Origin of the sequence: Chthonobacter albigriseus (assembly GCF_013839445.1) — a bacterium.
In the GTDB taxonomy this organism is placed as follows: Bacteria; Pseudomonadota; Alphaproteobacteria; order Rhizobiales; family Pleomorphomonadaceae; genus Chthonobacter; species Chthonobacter albigriseus.
The window spans coordinates 556915-580651 of the sequence record NZ_JACDIT010000001.1; the positions used below are offsets into that span (position 1 = coordinate 556915).

19 protein-coding genes are annotated in these 23737 nt (G+C 66.6%); 4 read left to right on the forward strand and 15 right to left on the reverse strand.

Annotated features, from left to right (window positions below):
* From ccoO to HZ321_RS02455, 3 genes are all read right to left on the reverse strand, one after another.
* Complete coding sequence (gene ccoO, locus HZ321_RS02445; protein WP_181699859.1) at nt 1-732, reverse strand: cytochrome-c oxidase, cbb3-type subunit II; 732 nt, start codon at nt 730-732, stop codon at nt 1-3.
* A gap of 11 nt (nt 733-743) precedes the next feature.
* Nucleotides 744-2369: a cytochrome-c oxidase, cbb3-type subunit I gene (gene ccoN / locus HZ321_RS02450; protein WP_181699861.1), complete on the reverse strand. Its 1626-nt coding sequence runs from the start codon at nt 2367-2369 to the stop codon at nt 744-746.
* A 673-nt stretch (nt 2370-3042) separates the two neighbouring features.
* On the reverse strand, nt 3043-4131 hold the full coding sequence (locus HZ321_RS02455; RefSeq protein ID WP_181699863.1) for an AbrB family transcriptional regulator: 1089 nt from the start codon (nt 4129-4131) through the stop codon (nt 3043-3045).
* Between the two features lie 104 nt (nt 4132-4235).
* Here HZ321_RS02455 and hemN point away from each other — a divergent pair, with 104 nt between their 5' ends.
* Nucleotides 4236-5600 (forward strand): oxygen-independent coproporphyrinogen III oxidase, encoded by a 1365-nt coding sequence (gene hemN / locus HZ321_RS02460; protein ID WP_181699866.1) that lies wholly within the window; start codon nt 4236-4238, stop codon nt 5598-5600.
* Nucleotides 5601-5619: 19 nt separating this feature from the next.
* On the opposite strand, the gene HZ321_RS02465 is transcribed toward hemN, so the two are convergent.
* The 9 genes from HZ321_RS02465 to ppk2 all read right to left on the reverse strand — a co-directional run bounded on the left by HZ321_RS02465 (nt 5620) and on the right by ppk2 (nt 14181).
* On the reverse strand, nt 5620-6042 hold the full coding sequence (locus HZ321_RS02465) for a hypothetical protein (RefSeq protein WP_181699868.1): 423 nt from the start codon (nt 6040-6042) through the stop codon (nt 5620-5622).
* A gap of 38 nt (nt 6043-6080) precedes the next feature.
* The gene (locus HZ321_RS02470) at nt 6081-7601 is read right to left on the reverse strand and encodes a type 2 periplasmic-binding domain-containing protein (protein WP_181699870.1); all 1521 of its coding nucleotides are present in this window, start codon (nt 7599-7601) and stop codon (nt 6081-6083) included.
* Nucleotides 7602-7884: 283 nt separating this feature from the next.
* Nucleotides 7885-8646, reverse strand: a complete 762-nt coding sequence (locus tag HZ321_RS02475; RefSeq protein ID WP_181699872.1) for a Crp/Fnr family transcriptional regulator — start codon at nt 8644-8646, stop codon at nt 7885-7887.
* A gap of 303 nt (nt 8647-8949) precedes the next feature.
* Nucleotides 8950-9291: a response regulator gene (locus HZ321_RS02480; protein WP_181699874.1), complete on the reverse strand. Its 342-nt coding sequence runs from the start codon at nt 9289-9291 to the stop codon at nt 8950-8952.
* A 71-nt stretch (nt 9292-9362) separates the two neighbouring features.
* A complete protein-coding gene (locus HZ321_RS02485; RefSeq protein WP_181699877.1) occupies nt 9363-9980 on the reverse strand; it encodes a response regulator transcription factor in 618 nt (205 codons plus the stop codon).
* Between the two features lie 4 nt (nt 9981-9984).
* Nucleotides 9985-11166: a sensor histidine kinase gene (locus HZ321_RS02490; RefSeq protein WP_181699879.1), complete on the reverse strand. Its 1182-nt coding sequence runs from the start codon at nt 11164-11166 to the stop codon at nt 9985-9987.
* A gap of 60 nt (nt 11167-11226) precedes the next feature.
* The gene (locus tag HZ321_RS02495) at nt 11227-12435 is read right to left on the reverse strand and encodes a pyridoxal phosphate-dependent aminotransferase (protein ID WP_181699881.1); all 1209 of its coding nucleotides are present in this window, start codon (nt 12433-12435) and stop codon (nt 11227-11229) included.
* A 106-nt stretch (nt 12436-12541) separates the two neighbouring features.
* A complete protein-coding gene (mscL, locus tag HZ321_RS02500) occupies nt 12542-12955 on the reverse strand; it encodes a large conductance mechanosensitive channel protein MscL (RefSeq protein WP_181699883.1) in 414 nt (137 codons plus the stop codon).
* Between the two features lie 200 nt (nt 12956-13155).
* Nucleotides 13156-14181 carry a polyphosphate kinase 2 gene (gene ppk2, locus HZ321_RS02505; protein ID WP_181699885.1) on the reverse strand — a complete coding sequence of 342 codons (1026 nt, stop codon included), beginning with the start codon at nt 14179-14181 and terminating at the stop codon, nt 13156-13158.
* Between the two features lie 317 nt (nt 14182-14498).
* On the opposite strand from ppk2, the gene HZ321_RS02510 reads away from it, so the two are divergent.
* The 3 genes from HZ321_RS02510 (at nt 14499) to HZ321_RS02520 (ending at nt 16260) form a co-directional block, all read left to right on the forward strand.
* Complete coding sequence (locus HZ321_RS02510) at nt 14499-14810, forward strand: hypothetical protein (RefSeq protein ID WP_181699887.1); 312 nt, start codon at nt 14499-14501, stop codon at nt 14808-14810.
* Nucleotides 14811-14958: 148 nt separating this feature from the next.
* Complete coding sequence (locus HZ321_RS02515; RefSeq protein WP_181699888.1) at nt 14959-15408, forward strand: hypothetical protein; 450 nt, start codon at nt 14959-14961, stop codon at nt 15406-15408.
* Nucleotides 15409-15594: 186 nt separating this feature from the next.
* On the forward strand, nt 15595-16260 hold the full coding sequence (locus tag HZ321_RS02520) for a response regulator (RefSeq protein WP_181699890.1): 666 nt from the start codon (nt 15595-15597) through the stop codon (nt 16258-16260).
* Between the two features lie 68 nt (nt 16261-16328).
* On the opposite strand, the gene HZ321_RS02525 is transcribed toward HZ321_RS02520, so the two are convergent.
* The 3 genes from HZ321_RS02525 to HZ321_RS02535 form a co-directional block, all read right to left on the reverse strand.
* A complete protein-coding gene (locus HZ321_RS02525; RefSeq protein ID WP_181699892.1) occupies nt 16329-19841 on the reverse strand; it encodes a PAS domain-containing hybrid sensor histidine kinase/response regulator in 3513 nt (1170 codons plus the stop codon).
* Between the two features lie 115 nt (nt 19842-19956).
* Nucleotides 19957-22173 carry an FAD-dependent oxidoreductase gene (locus HZ321_RS02530; RefSeq protein ID WP_181699894.1) on the reverse strand — a complete coding sequence of 739 codons (2217 nt, stop codon included), beginning with the start codon at nt 22171-22173 and terminating at the stop codon, nt 19957-19959.
* Nucleotides 22174-22496: 323 nt separating this feature from the next.
* Nucleotides 22497-23705, reverse strand: a complete 1209-nt coding sequence (locus tag HZ321_RS02535; protein ID WP_181699896.1) for an acetyl-CoA C-acetyltransferase — start codon at nt 23703-23705, stop codon at nt 22497-22499.
* Between the last annotated feature and the right edge of the window lie 32 nt (nt 23706-23737).

The window sequence follows — 23737 nt, forward strand, 5'->3', positions numbered from 1 at the left end:
TCAGCGCAGGTTGGCTTTGTCGTCGTAGATCGTGAAGTCGACGAGCGTGCCCAGCATCTGGAGATAGGCGACGAGCGCGTCCATCTCGGTGACGGTGCTGGGATCGCCGTCGAAGTCACGGACGACAGCCTTGGGATAGCGGGCGAGCAGAGACTCGGCGTTCGGGTCGTCCGGGTTCACCTGCGCGGCGAGGTCGAGCTTGGCCTTCTCGATGTCCTCGTCGGTGTAGTCCGTGCCTTCCAGGCGCAGGACCTTCAGGTCGTCCGCGATGCGGTCGGCCGAAAGGGGGGCGGCGAGGAAGGGGTAGCCCGGCATAATGGAGGCCGGGACCACCTGGCGCGGATCCGTCAGATGGGCGACGTGCCAGGCGTCGGAGTACTTGCCGCCGACGCGGGCCAGATCCGGGCCGGTGCGCTTGGAGCCCCACTGGAAGGGGTGATCGTACTGGCTCTCCGCCGCGAGGGAGAAGTGCCCGTAACGCTCGATCTCGTCGCGCATCGGACGGACCATCTGGCTGTGACAGAGATAGCAGCCCTCGCGGACGTAGATGTTGCGGCCCGCGAGTTCCAGGGGCGTGTAGCGACGCGCCCCCTCGGCCTTTTCGATCGTGCTCTTCAGGTAGAAGAGCGGGACGATCTCCACCAGGCCACCGATCGCCACCACGAGGAGGATGCCGATGACGAGGATGATCGAGTTCTTCTCGAAGATCTTGTGTTTTTCCCAGATAGACATGGCTTCCCCCGTCACTCGGCCGGAGCCAGAGCCACCCCACCGGCGGGCTCTTCAGCTTCGCCGTAGCGGATGGTCATGTAGAGATTGTAGGCCATCACCAGCGCACCGAGCAGGAACAGGACGCCGCCCAGGGCACGGATCAGGTAGTAGGGGTGCATCGCCTCGACGGTCTCGATGAAGGAGTATTCGAGGAAGCCGAGTTCGGTGTAGGCGCGCCACATCAGGCCCTGCATGATGCCAGCCACCCACATCGCCGAGATGTACAGCACGATGCCGATGGTGGAGACCCAGAAGTGCCAGTCGACGAGCTTCAGGGAGTACAGGTTCTTGCGGTTCCAGAGCCACGGCACGAGGCAGTAGATGGCGCCGAAGGAGATGTAGGCGACCCAGCCGAGGGCACCGGAGTGCACGTGGCCGATGGTCCAGTCAGTGTAGTGGCTGAGGCTGTTGACGGCCTTCACCGACATCAGCGGGCCTTCGAAGGTGGACATGCCGTAGAAGGCCACGGAGACCACCATCATGCGCAGCACCGGGTCGGTGCGGAGCTTGTCCCAAGCGCCTGAGAGCGTCATCAGGCCGTTGATCATGCCGCCCCATGAGGGCATCCACAGCATGATCGAGAAGGTCATGCCGAGGGTGGAGGCCCACTCCGGCAGCGCCGTGTAGTGGAGATGGTGCGGGCCGGCCCAGATGTAGAGGAAGATCAGGGCCCAGAAGTGCACGATCGACAGGCGGTAGGAATAGACCGGCCGCTCGGCCTTCTTCGGCACGAAGTAGTACATGATCGCCAGGAAGCCGGCGGTCAGGAAGAAGCCCACCGCGTTGTGGCCGTACCACCACTGCACCATGGCGTCCTGGACGCCGGACCAGACGATGTAGGACTTCACGCCGAAGACCGAAACCGGAACCGTCGCGTTGTTGACGAGGTGCAGCATCGCGATGGTGACGATGAAGGCCAGGAAGAACCAGTTCGCCACGTAGATGTGCGGCTCCTTGCGCTTCCAGATGGTCGCCAGGAAGGCGAGAAGGTAGACGACCCAGACGATGGTCAGCCACAGGTCGGCGTACCACTCCGGCTCGGCATATTCCTTGCCCTGGGTGACGCCCAGGAGGTAGCCGGTGCCCGCGATCACGATGAAGGCGTTGTAGCCAAGCACCACGAACCAGGGCGTGATGCGGCCCGGCATGCGGGCGCGGCAGGTGCGCTGGACGATGTAGAAGGACGACGCAAGCAGCACGTTGCCGCCGAAAGCGAAGATCACCGCCGAGGTGTGCAGGGGCCGCAGGCGTCCGAAGGTCGTCCAGGGAAGGTCGAAGTTCAGCGCCGGGTAGGCGAGCTGCGAAGCGATGATCACGCCGATCAGGAAGCCGGCAATGCCCCAGAACATGGCGGCGATCGTGGCGAACTTGACGGGGCCGAAGTTGTAGTTGGGCTTACCGTTGATCTCCTCGGGCGCCGTAGCGCCTCCGTTGTCGAGGTAAGTCTTGACGATGAGATAGACGCCAGCTCCCGCCATGATCGCACCGATCACGGCATGGAAGGCCAGCGCCTGGTCGTACGCCTTGCCCGCGATGAACAGGCAGGCGAATGCCAGGAGCCCCAGGAAGATGGCGTAACCACCCTCCTCGAGCGACATGAGAGGTTGGGACCTCTGCGCTGTCATGATTGTCGCCCCTTTTCTTGGTCGAAACGTCCGAGCGCTCCGAGCGACCTGAGCGCACGGAGGTTCACGGTCGACCCTAGTTGCGACGCAGCGTCGTCACCTTGACTCAGATCAACGGCGCGTGATCGGACGGGGAAAAGTGGAGACGCCGCAGGCCGGATAGCCGGCCCGAGACCGGACAGCGAGGGGCGAGGGCAAGGACATACATCGCTGTCGCCGCATCCGACGGCGGCTTCCCCACCCTCCCCCTCCCGCATTTTCCGCCGTCATGGTCCGCGAAGGCGGACCACCCACGACTTTGTGGGTCCCCTACCGCGGGCCGACTCCCGCCTTCCGGCCGCGCAAGCCGGAAAAATGCGTGGGTGGTCCGCCTACGCGGACCATGACGGCGGAAAGGGGGTAGAAGCGATCACCGCACGAACCGCCACTCCCTCACTCCCCGACGGCCCATACGATTCCTCAACTGCCTCACCCCCCACCTCTCCCCGTTTTCCGGCGTCATGGTCCGCGCAGGGACCACCCACGACTTTGTGGCTGCCATGCTGCGGGCCGATTCCCGCCTCCCGGCCGCGCAAGCCGGAAAAATGCGTGGGTGGTCCGCCTGCGCGGACCATGACGGCGGACGGGACGAAACCGGAATGCCGCCTCACGCCTCCGCCCGGTCCTCCGCGTCGACGGCCACCGTCCAGTCGGGGCCGAGCACGTGGCGGGCAGCGAGGGGGACGACGACGGTCATCGCCACGAATCGGGCGAGGTGGTGGGCGGCGACGAAAGCGGGGTCGACGCCGAGGACGAAGGCGAGAATCACCATCGCCTCAAGGCCGCCGGGGGCGAAGGCGACCAGCACCTGCCCGGGCGGGATGCCGGAGAGAGCGGCGGCGAGCATCGCCCCGCCGGCGGCGATCGCGAGCGCGACGGCGAAGGCGCCGAAGCTGGCGGCGAGCGTGCCCAGCACCATGGAGAGCGAGGTGCCGGCAAAGCGCATGCCCAGGAAGGCGCCGAGCGCCACGAAGGCCGGCAGCTGGATGGAGTCGGGCAGCACGCCGTCGACCACTGAGAAGAGATGGAGCAGGCTGGAGGCGAGGAAGGCGCCGATCAGCACGCCGGCCGGGATCCGCAGCCGCACCGCCAGGGCCGATCCAGCGATCCCGCAGGCTGCCAACAGGAGCAGCGCCAACGGTTCGGTGAGCACCGGCAGCCCGGCCACGAGCCCGCCCGGCTGCTCCACGCTCGTCACCACCACGGGCAGGACCGCCACCAGCATGAACAGGCGGATGGTCTGGGACAGCGAGACGCGGCGCAGGTCAGCCCGGCTGAGCTCGGCGGTCGCCAGCGTCATGGAGAGCGCGCCGGGGATGGAGCCGAAATAGGCGGTCGCCGGATCCCAGCCCGCGACGCGGCGCAGGAACAGGTAGGAGCCGGCCGTCACCCCGGCCACGGTCAGGGCGAGGCCGGCCAGGGTCGCCGGCCAGGCCGACATGCGGCCGACCACCTCGGGCGTCACGCCCGACCCCATGGAGATGCCGAGGATCACGTAGACGATGTCGCGGAAACGGGCCGGGACCGGAGCCTCGAGGCCCAGCAATGCGGCGACGCCGGTTGCCACCATCGCGCCGGAAAGCCAGGCGGCCGGCATGCCGAGCGCTGTGAAGAGGCCGCCGCCGACGGCGCCGACGAGCAGGACGAGAACGAGGCGGAGCGCAGGCGGTACGGTGGACAGGGGGGATGCGAACACGAACGAACTCCGCGAGACCGCCGTTCAGGAACCACGCAAGAACGTTGTTCCGGTTTGACCGACGTCAAAGAAGCCCTGCCAGGGACAGGGCAAGACTGCTCCCCATGAACGCGCCCCATCACCCTTCCCTGACGCTCTCCGACGTCATTCGGCGGACCGTCCCGCGCTATACGTCCTATCCGACCGCGCCGCATTTCTCCACTGCCGTGGACGGAAAAGCCTACGGCACGTGGCTGGATGCCGCCGGCAAGGCCGGCGGGCCCGTCTCGCTCTACCTGCACATCCCGTTCTGCCGGACGATCTGCCACTATTGCGGCTGCAACACCAAGGCCAGCAAGCAGGACGAACCGATCCGCGCCTATGCCGACGTGCTGCGCCGGGAGATCCGGCTGGTGGCCGAGCGGCTCGGCCCGGTGGAAGTCTCGCACATCCACTGGGGCGGCGGCACGCCGAACCTGCTCCCGCCCGACCTGATGACCGCGGTGGTGGACGATCTCGCCGGGCTGTTCCGCTTCCGGGCGGACATGGAGCACGCCATCGAGCTCGATCCCCGCCACGTGACGCGGGAGGGCGCGCGGCATCTGGCCAGCGTGGGCGTCAACCGCGCCAGCCTCGGCGTGCAGGACTTCGATCCCGCCGTGCAGGCCGCGATCGGGCGCATCCAGCCGCTCGAAGTCGTCGAGCAGGCGGTGCTGTCGCTCAAATACGCCGGCATCCGGCGCATCAACTTCGACCTGATGTACGGGCTGCCGCTGCAGACCCCGGCCTCGATCCGCTCCACGGCGATGAACGCGGCCGGCATGGCGCCGGACCGGATCGCACTGTTCGGCTATGCGCACGTGCCGTGGTTCAAGTCGCACCAGAAGGTGATCGACGAGGCCACCCTGCCCGACAGCGACGCCCGTCTCGTGCTCTCCAGGATCGCGCGCGAGACCATCGACGCCTTCGGCTACGAGGAGATCGGCATCGACCACTTCGCGCGGCCGGAGGACGAGCTCACGCTGGCGCGCGATGACCGAACGCTCCACCGCAACTTCCAGGGCTACACCACCGACCGCTGCGACACGCTGATCGGGCTTGGCGCCTCGTCGATCGGGCGCACGCCGTCCGGCTTCGCCCAGAACGCGCCCGACGTGGGCGGCTGGAAGCGGGCCATCGAGGCGGGCAACCTGCCGATCGTGCGCGGCAAGACCTTCGAGGGGGAGGACCTCCTGCGCTCCGAGGCCATCGAGGAGCTGCTCTGCTTCTTCGACGTCGACCTCGATGCGGTCGCCGCCCGCTTCGGCGTCAGCGGCGCGACCTTCGACGCGGACCTGAAGACCCTCGCCCCCTTCGTGCAGGCCGGCTGGGTCGGCGTCGACGGGCGAAAGGTCGTGATCCAGCGCAACGCCACCGAGATCGCCCGCGTCGTCGCGAGCGCCTTCGACGCCTACCTCGGCACCGGCGGCCGCCACTCCGTGGCGGTCTGACGGGCGACGGTATCCGGCTTCACCCCAGGCGGCTGAACCACTGCAGCGACAGGTGGGTGTCGTTGAAGTCCAGGTCGGTGCCGTCTTCGGAGATGAAGTCGAAGGATTCGAACAGGGTCGTGCCGGAGAGATCCAGCGGCGTCTCCTGCCAGAGCACCTGCTGCCAGCTAGCGCCGCCGTTGACGCCGACCTGCACGCGGAAGCTCGTCGTGCCGTAGGCGGCGGTGGAAAAGGCGCCGGTGCCGAAGTTCGCCGGGCTGTGTCCGTCCGGACTGGTTCCGGTCGCCTGGAACACCAGCACGTCCGGGCCGCCGGACGGCGAAATCGCCCAGACAGCGACATACTGCATGAACGTTGCCTGCGCCGTCGCCGACCAGAACACCATCGCCTTGGCGGGCAGCGTGATCACGATCGATTGGCCTGAAACGGGTCCGTTCGCCATCGCCCTCTCCTTCGTCCGGTTCGAGGCCCTTCGGCCGTTCAGTCGTGGGCCTGGCGAAGCAGCCGGTCCGGCTTCGGCAGTGCCGCGGTCATGGTCGAGTGGGTGCAATGGAAGGCGGGCTGCGCCACGATCAGCGCGTCGCACACGGCGACCGACAGTTTCGTCTGCAAGCCAGATTGAATCGTGTTGAGGAAGGCCGGCTGGCTGGAGACCACCGGCAGCACCTGCGCATAGATCGGATCCTGGATCACCTGCGGCAGCTTGTAGAAGGAGCGCGTCGGAACGAGCAGATGGCGCGGCGGCGTTCCGGCCGGCAGATCCTGGCTGAAGGCGATCAGCGTCTTGACCGGGTCGGAGGTCATGTAGGCCCTGAAGGCTGCGGCGTCCAAGGCGCAGGCCGCACCGGCGCAGTTGGTGGCGGAGGTGACGAAGGCGTCGGTGTAGAGCTGGGTCACCGGTTGCGCCCCCCACGTCGCCGGCACCAGGAAGAGCTTCGTCCAGTCCCCGCCGAAGAGCCCGATGTAGAAGGACTGCTCGGAGAAGCCCATGTAGAGGCTCGAATTGCCCGCGGCGAAGCGGGCCGCGATCTGATCGCCGCCGAGTTTGTGAAAAGAGCCGTCGATGCATGGGTTGGCCGACCCGTTCAGGCAGAGCGCGGTGAGACTGCCGAGGTCGCCGATCTCCTGCGGATGGACCGGCGGCGTCACGGCCGCGGGGACGGCGGCATAACCCTCGTCCTGTCCCACCGTGTTGAGGTAGATCGCCGGAATGCGCCAGCTGCCGTTGAAGTCCGCGAACAGAACCGGCCGACCAGGCGGCAGCGTCGCCGAATAGGAGAGGAGGCCGGCGAGGCTCGTCACCGCCGCAAGACCCTTGTCGAAGCCGAAGAGGAAGTCCTGGCAGAGCCAGCTCGGGGTCGCCCAGGTCTGGCCCTTGTAGGTGACCGCCGCCAGCGCGGCGGGCCAGACGGCGTTGGGGTCCACGACGGTCGGTGAAACCAGGTTGTTGTCGACGAGATAGGAGAGGTAGAGCATGTCCACCTCCATCACGTCGAAGCCGCCGGAGGCGAGCAGCCTCGACAGTTCGGATTCGCTGTAGATGTTCAGGTTCGGGTCGAGGACGGCACTGAGCAGGATGTCCGGGTGGGCGGCCTGGAAGCCCCGGACGATGGCGGAGACCATCGGGCCGAAGTTGTTGGTCGGGTATGTCGGCAGGTAGTTGTAGAGCGCGACGTTGAGAACGCGCTGCTGGGTGCCGGAGTAGCGGAAGTGGACGTCCGGGCCGGTCGGCGTCACCCCCATCATCCGCGTCGTCAGCCCGGCGCAGGAGACCCAGTTCAGGGGCGCGGCCGTCCGCGGGCCGAGTTGGAAACCGCCGTTGGCCGGAACCTGGATCTGCCAGTCGAAGGGAAAGCCGGTGGCGATGGTGTAGCCGTCCGCCGTGCAGGTGATCGGCGCCGGGGTGTCGTTGGAGATCAGCACCTGCCCGGCTTGGGCCGCCGGCATCGCGATGGCGAGCGCCAAGGCCGCCGCAGCCGTATGTTTCAGACCGAACCACATGGACATGCCCTCCCCACAACCGCGGAGAGTAGACGCTTTTATCCATCAAAAATCTACGGATCTTTTGCTCGTAGGAATTGTATTCTTCTCTCTGGCTCGTCTGGCGCAAAGAAAAAGGTGCCGCGATCTTTCGATCGGGCACCTGGAGCCGCCGGAGCGGAACATCCGAGTCGGGCTGCGGATCGAGCACACCGGAGCCACAGGGAGGAAAGCGAACCGACGGACAGGGAGGTACCCGGCGGCTACGCGACAACCGGCGGCGGGGAGCCGCCGGGGGAAAAAATCAGTGGATGCCGGTCAGCTTGCAGATGCGGCAGACGCTCGGCAGGCGGATGCGGTCGTTCTTCTCGATGGCGATGATGCCGCGGCGCTTCATGTCGGAGAGGACGCGGCTGACCGTCTCGATGGTGAGGCCGAGGTAGTCGGCGATCTCCTGGCGCGTCATGCGCAGGACCACCACCTTCTCGTCGGACCCGGCGCTCGGGCCGGCGCAGCCCACTTCGCCACGGCCGGGAACGAAGCGCATCAGGAAGCTCGCCACCCGCTCCTGAGCCGACTTGCGGCCGAGCAGGACGGCGTGGGAGTGAAGCGCCTCGACCCGGTGCATCAGGCAACGGTTGACGTGGCCCTGCAGTTCGCCGGAGCGCTCGATGTCGCGGCGGTCGAGGATGCGGATCTCGGCCGGGACCAGCGTCTCGGCGTAGCAGTCGTAGATGCCCGACATCGACATGCCGAAGAGATCGCCCTCGGCGAGAATGTCGACCACCTGCCGGCGGCCGTCTGCCAGGAGGCGGTAGAGCATCACCTGGCCGCGCATGACCAGGTAGACGTGATCGGCGGAGTCGTCCTCGTGGAAGATGACGTCGTGGGCCTCGTAGCGCTCCAGCCGGGTGCGGGCCGAGGAGAGGTAGGCCGTCCAGGCCGGGTCGGCGCTGGTGGGGCGGCGCTCCGTGCCGGCATAGCGGCCGGTGCCGACGGGGTGCGTCACCGCAACCGCATCCGGACGATAGCTGGCATCCGGCCGGGCCTTGAGATCCACGTACATGTCAGTCCCTCCTCGTCGGACAGCCCTGCGGCCGTCCGCGTGCGGGTTCATGAAGCCGATCGCCCCGCCCGTCCGCGGGATGCTGCGATACGACCACCGCGGAGATCTTCCGCGGGCGCCCTTCGGATCCGTCCGATCCTGCCGGGTGCCACGTGCCCTTTGACGAGTGTCAGGGTAAACGGGTGAGGGGGGGAGCGAAATTCGGTCGGTTACGTAAGATCGTCTACTTATGAGTGACGCTGCATCGCTGCGAAAAGTCATGATCCTTTAACGATTTAGCTCGTCGGATCCACGCAGAAACACTCACCCGGCGATGGCTTCGAGCCAGTCCGCGGCGGGGGGTTTGCGCAGCACGCGCAGGCGCGGCAGGTCCTGGGTCTCGCGTTCGATGGTGCGGGAGGACTTGCCGGTGATGGCGATGACGCGCGGGGCGTCGTCGAGGGACTCCAGCCAGCGGACGAGTTCGGCGCCACTCAGGCCGGGGAGGCCGAGATCGACGACGACCGTGTCCGCCGGGTCCGGGACGCCGGCGGCGATCAACGATTCCGCGGAGCTGAAAACATACGTCGACAAGCCGGCGGCCGCCAGCATCGTCGCCAGAGCATCGGCAACCGCGGCATCATCTTCGACGATCAGATAGGCCACGGCCTCCTCGCTACACCAACAAGAGGGCTCGCCCGCCCACTCGCTATAATGCGCGATCCGATCAAGAAATTTTATCCGTGTTCGCCCGTACTAGCAGTTAAAACGATGCGGACCAGATCGGCGGCGTTGCGGGCGCCCAGTTTCTCCATGATCCGGGCGCGGTGGACCTCGATCGTGCGGGGCGAAATGCCGAGGCGGCGGCCGGCTTCCTTGTTGGACGCGCCGGCGGTGATCTCGCGCAGCACGTCGCGCTCGCGCGGGGTGAGGAGGTCGGCGCCGGGGAAGTCGTGCTCGTGGTGGCCGGAGCGGGCCGACTTGGTGGCGATCGCGTCGCGCACGCGGCCGACAACCGTGTCGGCGTCGAAGGGCTTCTCGATGAAGTCGATGGCGCCGAGCTTGATGGCGTTCACCGCCATCGGGATGTCGCCCTGGCCGGAGATGACGAACACCGGCGCCGGAAAGGTGCCGACGTCGAGCGCCTTGAGGATCTCCAGCCCGGAGCGGCCAGGCATGTGGACGTCGAGCAGGACGCAGTCCGGGGGCGTCGTCTTCACCGCTTCCAGGAAGTCGTCGCCGTTCTCGAAGGAGACGACGGTGAAGCCCTCCACGTCGAACACCACGCTCAGGGCGTCGCGCACGGAGGGATCGTCATCGACGATGAAGATGCTCGGGCCGTCAGAATCCGCCATGCCATCAGTCCCCTGTCGTGTTGTTGCCGGACAGGCCGTCGCCGATCGGCAGCGTCAGAATGAAACGGGCTCCCCGGCCGTCGCCACCGGGATCGAGACCGAGGTCGCCACCATGGTTCTGGGCGATCGACCGCGAGATGGCCAATCCCAAGCCCATGCCGGTCTTCTTGGTGGTCGAGAAGGTGCGGAACAGCGTCTGCGACTGTTCGGCGGAGATGCCCGGACCGCTGTCCTCCACCACCACCAGCGCGCTATCGCCGTCCTGCCGGACGGCCATGCTCACCCATTTGCCGGGGCTGTCCTTGGCCACCTCGACCGCGTTGCGCAGGAGGTTCATCACGATCTGCTGGATCTGGATCGGATCGACGTCGACCATCACCGGCTCCTTGGGGAAGGAGCGGCGGATCGCCACGGTGGAGCCCTGCGCCACGAATGCGGCGAGGTCGATGGCCTCGTTGACGATCTGCGACAGATCGACGTGGCTGCGCTCCGGGTCGCGCTTCTCCACCATGTGGCGCATCCGCTGGATGATGCCGCCGGCCCGCTCGGCCTCGGCGCGCGCCTTCTCCAGGATGGCGACCAGCCGGTCCGGGTCCATTCCGGTGCCGCCCGTGGAGCGGGCGTGGCGCATCACGGTCTGCAGGTAGAGCATCAGCGCGGTCAGCGGCTGGTTCAGCTCGTGGGCGACGGCGGCGCCCATCTCGTCCATCGCCGAGAGGCGCGTCATGTGCATGATCTGCGCCTGAAGGTGCGAAAGGCGCTGCTCCACCTGCTTGCGCGGGCGCAAGTCGCGCAAGATGCCAATGAACTGCCGGCCGATGGGCGTCATCGCCTCGCCGACGGAGAGCTCCACCGGGAACACCGTTCCGTCGCTGTGCCGGCCGCTCACCTCGCGGCCGATGCCGATGATCCGCTTCTCGCCGGTTTCGCGATAGTGGCTGATGTAGCCGTCGTGGTCGTCGGCGTAGCGCGGCGGCATGATGATCTTGATGTTGCGGCCGATCACGTCGCCGGCTGCAAATCCGAACAGCGCCTCGCAGCTCTTGTTGAAGGCGAGGACGATGCCGTTCTCGTCGATCACAACGATACCGTCCGCCGCCGTCTCCATCAGACTGGCGAAACGTGCCTCCGATACAGTACTACGGTCGCTCCTGTCGACGTCCGGCTCTCCGGCCCCGCTGTCCATGGCTCTCGGTCGCCTGTTTTTCCGAATCGGCCTATCTGCGTACGTGTCTTCCCGGACCGATCATAGCATCTGTTCCTTCCGGTCCAACCATTCCTTCAGCCGAGACGCGGCAAGGGAGAGCCTTTCCTCCCCGCGAGCGAAGCACATCCGCATCCAGCCGGCGCCAACCTCGCCGAAAGCGGTGCCGGGCGCCATCCCGACGTTCGCCTCATCCACCAAGCGGATGCCCAACTTGCGGGTGTCGGGCTCCCCGTCGATCGTGAAAAAGAGGTAGAATGCCCCATCCGGCCTGGCAAACCGCACGCGGCTGGAAGCGCCGAGCGTTCCGGCGACGATGTCCAGGCCGCGACGGCTGCGGGCGACCTGGTGCGCCAGGAAGCCCTCGCCCTCCTCCAGGGCCGTGACGGCGGCGCGCTGCATGAACACGGCGGTGCCGGAGCTGGTGTACTGGACGAGGTTGACGATGGTCTCCACGATCGCCGGCGGCACCTCCATCCAGCCGATGCGCCAGCCGGTCATCGCCCAGTTCTTGGAGAAGGTGTTGACGAAGATCACCTTGTCGTCCTCGGCCAGGATGTCGTGGAAGGAGGCGGCACGTTCGCCTTCCGCGCCATAGAAGAAACGGCCGTAGACCTCGTCGGCGATGATCCAGACGCCGGTTCTCCGCGACAGGGCGAGGATCGCCTGCAGCGTCGCCCGGTCGGCGGTCCAGCCGGTCGGGTTGGAGGGAGAGTTCACGAAGATGGCGCGGGTGCGCGGCGTCACCGCCTCGGCCAGCGCTTCCACGTCGAGCACCCAGCCGTCGTTGCCGAAACGCATGGGATGCTGCACCACCGTCGCGCCGCGCAGGCCCGCGGCGGCGGCGAAGTTCGGCCAGGCCGGCGTCGGCACGATCACCTCGTCGCCGGGTCCGGCGACCGCCGTCAGCGCCAGTTCGATCGCGTGCATGCCGGATGCCGTCACCACGAAGCGGTCGGCAGAGAACGGCTTGCCGAACAAGCCGCCGTAGACCCGGTCGTGGTAGCGGGCCAGTGCTTCGCGCAGTTCGGGTATGCCCGCCTGGTGGGTGTAGAAGGTCTCGCCGGCCGCCATCGAGCGTGTCGCGGCGCTGCAGATGAACGGCGGCGTCGGCAGGTCGCCTTCGCCGGCCCACAACGGAACGATGCCCGGCTTGGAAAAGCCGTGACGCATCACCTCGACGATGCCGCTGGGTGGCGCAGAGCGGGCGATCGGGGTCAGAAACCGGCTGAAATCCAAGGCATCGCTCATCGACCGTCACTCCGCTTCCGGGGCATGATACCCGAGCCCGGACAAGCGGTGATAACCGCTTGTCCGGGCTAAGCAAAGTGGCTTTCGCAACGCCCTGCGTCGCGGATCAGCGCCGGGCGAGGAGGTCGCGGATCTCGGTGAGGATCGCGACGTCGGCGGGAACCGGGGTCGATTCGGGGGCCGCTTCCTGCTTGCGCTTCATCCGGTTCATGCCCTTCACCACCATGAAGAGAACGAAAGCGATGATGGTGAAGTTGATCAGAAGCGTCAGGAAGTTGCCGTAGGCCAGCGTAGCGCCGACCTTGCGCGCACCTTCCAGGTCATTGACAACCGGCGTGCCGGAGAGCTGGACGTACATGTTGGTGAAGTCGATACCGCCCGTGATCATGGCGATGATCGGCATGAAGATATCCGCCACGACCGAATTCACCAGGCCGCCGAAGGCGCCGCCGATGATTACGCCGATGGCCAGATCGACCATGTTGCCCCTGAGGGCGAATTCCTTGAATTCCTTGAGCATACGTCACCTCTCGCCGCTTCATGAAAGACGTGCACGCGAGAAGGGTATACATACTAGAATGCGAAATTCACGGACTATTAACTGATCAAGACGGGCTTTTCCCCCGTTCCCGTAATGCAAAGCGGCACGGCGACCGGAAGGGTCGCGCGTGCCGTCAACTGCTGCAACCGCCTGATCGCGGCCGCCTTTCCCGCACCGCGTCAGGTGCGCTTGCTTTCCGGGTGCATCGCCTTGGAAATCATCCCGGAGGCCTGTGCCACCACATGCGAGGATGAACCGACGATCAACGGATCCGGCCCCTTGATGATCGCGAGATCCTTGTTCGGATAGTCCAGCGACGACAGGAAATGCTGCATGCAGTTCAAACGCGCACGCTTCTTGTCGTCCGACTTGATGATCGTCCAGGGCGCGTCGGCGGTGTCGGTGTAGAAGAACATCGCCTCCTTGGCCTCGGTGTAGTCGTCCCACTTGTCCAGCGAGGCGAGGTCGATGGGCGACAGCTTCCACTGCTTCAGCGGGTCGGACTGCCGCGCCAGGAAGCGGCGGCGCTGTTCGTCGCGGCTGACCGAGAACCAGTACTTGAATAGGCGGATCCCCGAACGGACGAGCATCTGCTCGAACTGGGGGCACTGGCGCATGAACTCGAGGTATTCGTTCGGCTTGCAGAACCCCATCACCCGTTCCACGCCGGCCCGGTTGTACCAGGAGCGATCGAACAGGCAGAGCTCCCCGGCCGACGGCAGGTGCGCGGCATAGCGCTGGAAGTACCACTGGGTGCGCTCGCGCTCCGTGGGCTTCTGCAGCGCGACCACCCGCGCCGTGCGGGGATTCAGGTGCTCCATGTAGCGCTTGATCGTGCCACCCTTGCCGGCCGCGTCGCGGCCTTCGAAGAGGACCATGATCTTCTGGCCGGTCTCCTCGATCCAGCGCTGCGCCTTCAGCAGCTCGCGCTGAAGCTCAAGCATGTGCTGCTCGTAGGGGCCTTCCCGCATTCGGGAAGCGTAGGGATACTCGCCGGATTCGAAGAGGTGGCGGATCACCGTCGGGTCATGCCGCATCTCGGCGACCGTGGGCTTCGGCTTGGCTTTGACCTTAGCCTTCGGTGCATCGGCGGGCGCCGCGGCCGGCGGCGCCGGTTCTGCGGCAGCCTCCACCGCCGGGGCAACGGTAGTTCCATCGACCGGTGTCAGCAGCAGCGTCGTCTCAGTTTGACCAATCGTATCCATTGCAAGATCCCCCGCATCTCCCTCCACAGTGACAAACTTGACAGTGAAAGCTTTGAGGAAGATCAAAACGCCGCAGTCACCATGCGGATGCGGTGAACAAAGGGTGAAGCGGGGACCAAACGGGGGAGCGGGAACACGAAATCGTCACGGGCCAGTCGAGCAATTGTCACCGCTACCTGCCTATTTACGTGAACGGGTTCGTCGCACCTTCGACCTTGGGGGGCAGACACACCGGCGGCATCGCCGATCCGTCAGCCCGCCGCTCTTCGATCCCGACCGAACCGGTTCCGAAGAGCGGCCCACCGAAAGCCAAGACCATGAAGACGCGTCTTTCCCTCGCCGCCCTCGCGACGTGCTTGCTCGCGCCGTCGCTCGCCTCGGCCGAAACGGTCACCTACTACGATCCGACGGAGTCGGACTTCGTCACCATCGAGCGGCCAGCGGTGCCCGCGCTGCCGGATGCGCCCAACTACACGCGGGTGATCACCTACTACGACCCTTCGGAGGGCGATTTCGTGACGGTGCCGGCCGGAGAGCAGACACCGCCGGAGCCGCGGCGCTACACCGGCCCGACCGAACGGTACTACGATCCGAGCGAGGGTGAATTCATCCAGCTTCCGGCCCGTTGACGGCCCTGGGGCCGCCGGCCACCCGGCGGCCCGCCCGGGGGCGCGGGAGGCTGGCGGGCTCGCCGGCCGGAACGGGTTTTCCATCGACCACCATGGTCTCGCCGCATCCATGCGCTTATTCTGTGAGCCGGCGGTCATGGAGGTTCACATGTCGAAGCTCGTCGTTCCGGCCCTTGCGGTCATCGCCCTCCTCGCCGTGCCGGCCAGCGCGCAGGATCCCCGCCCCGATCCGGCTCCCGACGACAACTTCTCCCTCGCGCCGGCCGAAGGCGAGCACCTGAAGATCGATCGGCGGACAGGCCGGGTGTCGCTCTGCAAGGCCGAGGCCGGGGTCTGGCGCTGCAGCCTCGTTCCGGACGACCGGGAAGCCTACGAGGAAGAGGTCGCTGCCCTTCGCGCCGACAAGGAGCGACTGGAGGCCCGGGTCGCGGACCTGGAGGCGCAGGCCCGCCAGCCCGATCGCAGCAGCCGGCTGTTCGGGCCGGAGGAGGAGAAGCAGTTGGACGAGTTCCTGGACTTCTCAGGGCATGCCATGCGCCGCTTCTTCGACATGGTCGACGAGCTGAAGCGGGACCTGGAGACGCGGGACAAGACCTGACGCAAGGATCGGCTTGCAGCCCCACGCCCGCCGTGTTCCACTGAATGACAATATAAGCGAGCCCGGCCTGCTCTCGCGGATGTCGGATCGGACCTATTGAATGGCTTTTTCGCCATCCGTAGGGTTCGTCACGGCGCTGCCCCGTCGAGCGGCGGAAGATTCGCTTCGTGAAGGGGGGAAACTTTCGTGGAGCATGCGAGATATCGGTTTCTCATCGCCGACGATCATCCGCTTTTCCGGGGCGCTCTCCGGCAGGCGCTTGAGGGGATGTTCGACGGCGTCGTGATCGTCGAGACCGGGTCGGTCGACGAGATGTCGAAGGCGCTGGAGGAGGACGAGGACGTCGATCTCGTCCTGCTCGATTTGAACATGCCGGGGGTGCGCGGCTTCTCGGGCCTGCTCTACCTGCGCGCCCAGTTCCCGACGGTTCCGGTGATGGTGGTTTCGGCCACCGAGGACCCCGTCGCGATCCGGCGCTGCATGGAGATCGGCGCCTCCGGCTTCATTCCCAAGTCGCTCGGCATCGAAGCGATCCGCTCCGCGATCGCCAAGGTGCTCGACGGCGGGGTCTGGACGCCGCCCGACGTGGACGTTGCCAGCCGGGACGAGAGTTCCGATCTGGTCGCCCGTCTCGCTTCGTTGACTCCTCAACAGGTGCGGGTGCTGATGATGCTGTCGGAGGGTCTGCTCAACAAGCAGATCGCCTATGAGCTGTCGGTGTCCGAAGCAACCGTGAAAGCGCATGTGTCGGCGATCCTCCAGAAGCTGGGGGTGGAGAGCCGGACGCAGGCGGTGATCGCGGCGTCCAAGATCGAAGCCGGTCAATGGCAGGCGCTGCAGCCGGCTACGTAGCCGGCCCGCACGCTACGTAGTCGCCTACACCGCCGGTAAAGGCGACTACACCGATTGCGAGAAAACGGTCACTCGGCAGCCGGGCGGCTCGCCCGGTGCTGGGCGATCAGGGCGCGGAGCGCCGCCGGCTTCACCGGCTTGAACAGCACGGATATCCCCTTCTCCCCGGCCTCGACCTTGACGTCCGGCGATCGGTTGGCGGTGATCAGGACCGCGGGGATATTGCTGCCGAAACGCCAGCGCAGGCGGACCACGGCGTCGATGCCGGTGCCCTCGTCGAGGTGGTAGTCGACCAGGAAGACGTCGGGCGGTGATCGCAATTCCTTAAGCGCGACAATGGCTTCGGCTGCGCTCGGGGCGATCGTGACGTGGCATCCCCAGCCGGTCAGAAGCGCCTGCATGCCATCGAGGATGCGCGGTTCGTTGTCGATGCAGACCACGTGGAGGCCGGAGAGATCGGCGGCGGCCGCCTTTTGCGGCATCGCCTCGACCACCGCCAGCGGCACCGCGGCGGCCTGCGGCAGGTCGACGGAGAAGCAGGAACCCTTGCCGGCCGCCGACTTCACCGTCACCCGGTGATCCAGCACCCGGGCGATCCTCTCCACGATCGAAAGCCCCAGACCGAGCCCCCGGGCGACCTTCGCGCCTTGCTCAAGTCGTTGAAATTCCCGGAAGATCGTCTTCTGCTTGGACTGTGGAATGCCGATGCCGGTGTCGTAGACCTTGACCACGAGCCGGCCGTTCTGCCGCCGGCAGCCGACCAGCACCCGGCCGGAGGTGGTGTATTTGATGGCGTTGGAGACGAGGTTCTGGAGCAGGCGGCGGAGCAGCTTGCGGTCGGAGCGGACGGTGGCCGAACTCATCACGAAGACGAGGTCGAGGCCCTGGTCACGGGCCATCGGTTCGAACTCCAGCTTCAGCGGCTTGAGGATCTCGTCGATCCTGAAAAGGCTGAATTCCGGCTTCAAGGCCCCGGTATCGAGGCGCGAAATATCGAGAACGGCGCCGAGGATCTCCTCCACGCTTTCCAGCGAGGCGTCGATGTTGCCGACCAGGGAGGCGGCTTCGGTCTGGGAGAAGCGCTCCACCAGGCTGGTGGTGTAGAGCCGGGCAGCGTTCAGCGGCTGCAGGATGTCGTGGCTGGCGGCGGCCAGGAAGCGGGTCTTGCCGATGTTGGCCTCGTCGGCGGTCGACTTGGCCTTGGCCAGCGCCTCGTTGGCTTCCAGGAGAGCCTCGGTGCGTTCCTTGACCCGGCGCTCCAGCGTCTCGTTGGCCTTGGCGAGGGCCCGTTCGCCCTCGACGCGCTCGGTGATGTCGGTGGCGGTCAGCACGATGCCGCCGTCCGGCATGCCGCTGGTGCGCATCTCGATGACGGTGCCGGAGGGCTGCAGGGTCTCGTTGACAGTCGTCATCCGGCGGACGAAGCGGTCGATCCGGTCGGAGACGATCGCGTCCGGTCGGCCGGGGCCGTAGAGACCGCGCTCGGCATTGTAGCGCAGGATGTCGACCAGCGGGGTTCCGACCTGGCCGAATTCGGGCGGCAGATCAAGCAGTTCGCGGAACTTGCGGTTCCAACAGATCAGTCGGAGGTTCTGATCGAAGACGCCTATGCCCTGCGCCACCTGGTCGAGCGCGATCTGCATCAGGTCGCGGGAGTACTGGATCGCCTCGGAGGCGTCGTCGAGCAGCTTCATCGCCGCCTTGGTGGTGGGATCGCGGCGCTTCAGCAGCAACGTCAGCACCAGACGGGAGGACGCGGCACCGATGGCGCTCGCCAGCAACTGCTCGGCGAAACGGACGTGATCGAGCGTCGCCGGCTTCAGCGGCTCCAGGTCGGCGCCGGTTTCCTGGCCGTAGCGGGCGAAGGAGCGCTCGGTACGCTCGTCGCCGATATAGCGGGCGACGGTGTTGCGCAGGTCGTCCACCGTGACGGAGGTGCGCCAAAGCCGGTAGGTGGGGGCGGGCGAGAACTGGGTGGGCACGAAGATCGACGCCTGGGCCCGCTCGATCGGCCTCGGCTCGCCCATCACCGAGACGATCATGAAGGTCAGGAGGTTGACAGTCAGGCTCCAGAACACGCCGTGGGTGAAGGGATCGAAGGCGATGTTGAGAAGCGCCTGGGGGCGCAGCAGGTCGATGCCGAACGGCCCGTTCTCCAGGAGGGCGAGCGGCACCAGGCCGCTGTCGGCCAGCGCCGGGATGAGCAGCGTGTAGATCCACAGCCCGAAGCCCGTGAGCATGCCGGCAATGGCGCCGCGGGCGGTGGCCCGGCGCCAGATCAGGCCGATCAGGAAGGCCGGGGCGAGCTGGGCGATGGCGGCGAAGGAGAGAAAGCCGATCGAAGCCAAGGCCGAGGCGTTGCCGGCGATCCGATAGTAGAAATAGCCGGCCAGCATCAGCGCGAAGATCGCCGCACGGCGGATGCCGAGCAGTACCCGCCCCATGTCCGCGCGGGTCAGAGCCTCCTCCGGGCGCTGGCGCAGCATCAGCGGGATGACGAGATCGTTGGAGATCATGATCGCCAGAGCGACGCAGGCGACGATGACCATAGCGGTCGCCGCCGACAGGCCACCGATGAAGGCGACCAGGGTGATCAGGCCCTCTCCGGCGTGCATGGGGAGCGACAGGACGAAGAGATCGCCCGGAACGGAGCCGCCGAAGGTGACCAGCCCGGCCAGGGCGATCGGAACCACGAAGATGTTGATGAGGACCAGGTAGGCCGGAAACATCCAGGTCGCGCGGCGCAGCTCGGCGTCGGCGTTATTCTCCACGACCGCGACATGGAACATGCGCGGCAGCAGGAGAATGGCGAAGACGGACAGCAGGGTCTGGGCGACGAGGGTGCCGCCGTTGAGCTCTTCCTGGAACAGGGCCGCGGCGCCCTGGTCGACGGCCCTGCCCCAGAGGTCCGACGGGCCGTCGAAGAGGCCGAAGGTCACCCAGATGCCAACGATGAGCATGCAGACGACCTTGACGGCGGATTCCGCGGCGATCGCCAGCATCATGCCTTCCTGATGCTCGGTGGCGTCGATGTGGCGGGTTCCGAACAGCACTGCGAAGGTAGCCATGGCGAGGGCGACGAGCAGCGCGAGGTCGCCGACGATGGGAACGGTTTCGAGCGCGGCGCCCTGCTCGAAGTTGAGCAGGGCCTTCATGGAACCGGAGACGGCCTTCAATTGAAGCGCGATGTACGGGAGTGTAGCGACGACCGCGATGAGGGCGACCGTGGCGGCGACCGCCTGGCTCTTGCCGTAGCGGGCGCCGATGAAATCCGCGATCGACGTGATGTGCTCGGCCTTGGCCAGCCGGATGACGCGGCGCAAGAGCCTGTAGCCGAAGGCGAAGACGACGATCGGGCCGATGTAGATCGTCAGGAAGGCGAGGCCGTTGGTGGTGGCCAGCCCGACGGCACCGAAGAAGGTCCAGGACGTGCAGTAGACCGCCAGCGAGAGCGAATAAATGGTTGGACGGCCCCGACCCGGGCGATGGCGACGGCCGGCGCGGTCGCCGAGGCTTGCCACGGCGAACAGCAGGCCGATGTAGGCCAAAGCGGCGGCAATGATCGCCCAACCCGGCAGCATGGCGGCCCGAGATCCTCCCCTTCCGGCTCGATGGCCGGCTTTTCAAGGGATCGGACCACAGGCGGGCCGGCTTGTCCATCGGGGGAAGCCGATAGACAAGCGCCCGCAGATCGCCTCACGCCGCGGCTTTCTCCGACGCTTGCGGGGCGAAACGGCCGTAGAAGGTCTCGCCCTTCTCGGCCATCTCGCGCAGCAGCGCGGGAGGCGAAAAGCGCGGTCCGTGGCTGGCCGCCAGGCCGTCGCACATCTCCACGAAGGCGGCGGCGCCCATGCCGTCGATGTAGCTGAGCGTCCCGCCGGTGAACGGAGCGAAGCCGAAGCCGAGGATGGAGCCGACGTCGGCCTCGCGGACGTCGGTGACGACGCCCTCCTCCACGCAGCGCGCGGCTTCAAGGGCCTGGACCGCCAGCAGGCGGTTTTTCAGTTCCTGGACGTTGAAGGCCTCTGCCGGCTTGGCGGGACCGACGATCTCCGAAATGCCCTTCCACAGACTCTTCTTGCCGCTTTCGGGATAGTCGTAGAAGCCTTTGCCGTTCTTGCGGCCGAGGCGCTCGCGATCGATCACCATGCCCTTCAGGAGCATCTCCTGGCGCGGGTCGACCGCCGCGTCGCCGAGGTCCTTCTTGGCCGCCTGGAGGATCTTCCAGGCAAGGTCGACCGCGACCTCGTCATTGAGGGCGAGAGGTCCGACGGGCATGCCGGCCATGCGGGCGACCGTTTCCACCATGGCCGGGGCGACGCCCTCGGTCAGCATCAGGTGGGATTCAAGCATGTAGTTGGTGACACAACGGTTGGCGTAGAAGCCCCTGGAGTCGTTGACCACGATGGGCGTCTTCCGGATCGCCTTGATGAAATCCAGGGCGACGGCGACTGCCTTGTCGCCGGTGTTCCTGCCGCGGATGACTTCGACGAGCATCATCTTGTCGACCGGCGAGAAGAAGTGGATGCCGACGAAATCCTCCTCGGCGTGCCAGGTCGGCGCCAGCGAGGAAATCGGCAGGGTGGAGGTGTTGGAGGCGAACACCGTGCCGGGCCCGAGGACCGCCTTGGCCTTCTCCATCGCCGCGGTCTTCACCGCGCGATCCTCAAAGACGGCTTCGACCACCAGATCGCAACCGGAAAGCGCGGCGTAATCGTCGCTAACAGTGATCCTGGCGAGCAGAGCCTCCTTGTCGGCGGCGGTGGCGCGGCCCTTCTTGATGCGGCCGTCCATCAGCTTGGCGGAATGCGCCCTGCCCTTCTCGGCACTCTCCTGGTCACGGTCGACGAGCACCACCTGCAATCCGGCGGCCGCCGAGACATAGGCGATTCCGGCACCCATGAAGCCGGCGCCAATGATGCCGACCGTGCTCAAGGCCGTCTTCGGCACGCCCGCAGGCCGCCGCGCGCCCTTGTTGAGGTCCTGCATGGAGACGAAGAGGGAGCGGATCATCGCCGCCGCCTCCTTGGTGGTGAGGACGTTGGCGAAGTGGCGGGCTTCGATGCGAAGGCCGATGTCCATCGGCACCTGCAGGCCCTCGTAGCAGACCTTCAGGATGGCGCGGGCGGCGGGATAGTTGTCGAAGGTTTCGCGGCGGTAGATGGCGTTGGCGGCGGGCCAGAACTGGAAGCCCTGCGGCGAGTAGACCTTGCCGGCCGGGGCCTTGAAGCCGTCCTTGTCCCAGGGCTTCTTCGGGTCGAGGCCGGCGCGGATCATCTCCTTGGCGGCTTCGACCAGGCTGTCGCGCGGGACGACCTTGTCGATGAGCTTCATGGCCAGCGCCTTCTTGGGCGCAAGCGCCTGGCCTTGGAGCAGCATGGTGAGACCACCCTGCGCGTCCGTCATGCGCATGACGCGCTGGGTGCCGCCGGCACCGGGGAAGATGCCGACCTTGACCTCGGGAAGGCCCATCTTGACGGATTCGTCGTCCACGGCGACGCGGCCGTGGGCTGCGAGCGCAAGTTCGAAGGCACCGCCCATGCAGGTGCCGTTGATGGCGACGACCCAAGGCTTGCCGCAGGTCTCGATCCGGCGATACAGGCGCGACATGCGGGATGCCTCGTCGAAGAGGCGCTGTGCGGCGCCCTCCGGATCCTTGGCGCGCATCATCTGAAACTGGCCGAGCAGGCCTTCCAGCATCTTGAGGTCCGCGCCGCCGGAGAAGCTGCCCTCCTTGCCCGATGTGACGACGACGCCCTTCACCGCTTCGTCGGCGATCGCGGATTGGAGGATCTGCTCGAGTTCGTCCATGACTTCGACCGTGAAGACATTCATGGACCGGTCCGGCATGTTCCAGGTGACGAGGAGAATGCCGTCGGCATCGGCCGAGGTGGTGAAGTTCCTGTAGGCCATCGAGCCCTCCCGAAGTCGTTATGGTCGCGAAACGCGCCCGGCATAGTCTTTGTGGTCCACACTGCGAACCGGTTGAAGCTGGGCCGGTGCAGCCCTTCAGCTCTTCTCTCGTTTTGGTCGCGGCCAGCGAAGGCGGACCACCGGCTCTTCTCTCTTTGTCGTCATGGTCCCCGGAGGCGGACCACACACGCATTGTTCGTCGACAGATCCTGCCGATCGCTCATCTTGCCGATCCCACAAAGTCGTGGGTGGTCCGCCTTCGCGGACCATGGCGGCGAGGGGAAGCGATTGATCCGATCTCCCCCAGCAGAGCATGCTTCCGTTCACACCCGCTCGATGATCGTCGCCGTGCCCATGCCGGCGCCGATGCAGAGGGTGACGAGAGCGGTGTTGAGGTTGCGGCGCTCCAGTTCGTCAAGGACGGTGCCGAGGATCATGGCGCCGGTGGCGCCGAGCGGATGCCCGAGGGCGATGGCGCCGCCGGCGACATTGACCTTGGCGTGATCGAGGTCGAAGGCCTGGAGGTAGCGGAGGACGACCGCGGCGAAAGCCTCGTTGACCTCGAAGAGGTCGATGTCGGCGACCGTCATGCCGGCGCGCTTCAGGACCTTCTCGGTGACGTCGACCGGGCCGGTCAGCATCAGGGCGGGATCGGAGCCGATGTTGGCGAAAGCTCTGATGCGGGCGCGCGGCTTCAGACCGGCTCCAATGCCCGCTTCAGCGCTGCCGATCAGGACCGCGGCGGCGCCGTCGACGATTCCGGAGGAGTTGCCGGCATGGTGGACGTGCTCGACGCGCTCAACGTCCGGGTGGGCCTGGACGGCGACGGCGTCGAAGCCGCCCATTTCGCCCATCATCACGAAGGACGGCTTGAGCGCGCCGAGCGACTGCATGTTCGTGGACGGGCGCATATGCTCGTCGCGGGCGAGGATGGTGAGGCCGTTGACGTCCTTCACCGGGACGACGGAGCGGTCGAAGGCGCCGTCCTCCCAGCTTTTCGCGGCGCGCTTCTGGCTTTCCACCGCGTAGCCGTCGACGTCGTCGCGGCTGAAACCGTATTTGGTGGCGATGAGGTCGGCGGAGACGCCCTGGGGCATGAAGTAGGACGGCAGGGCGACATCCGGGTCCATCGGCCAAGCGCCGCCGGCCGCGCCGATGCCAACGCGGGACATGGATTCCACGCCGCCGGAGACGACCATGTCGTGCTGACCGGCGAGGATCTGGGCGGCGCCGAAGTTGATCGCGTCGAGACCGGAGGCGCAGAAGCGGTTGATCTGGATGCCGGGGACCTGGACGCCATAGTCGGCGGCGAAGGTGGCCGCGCGGGCGACGTCACCGCCGGCCTCGCCGACCGGGTCGACGCAGCCGAGCACGACATCGTCGACGAGGCGGGTGTCGAGGCCGTTGCGGTCCCGCAGGGCGCGGAGCGCGGTGGCGGCAAGTTCCACGGTCGACACCTCGTGGAGCGCGCCATCGACCTTGCCGCGCCCGCGCGGGGTGCGCACGTGGTCGTAGATGAAAGCGTCGGGCATACGGTTCTCTCCCAGGTCCCGGAGGGGACGGA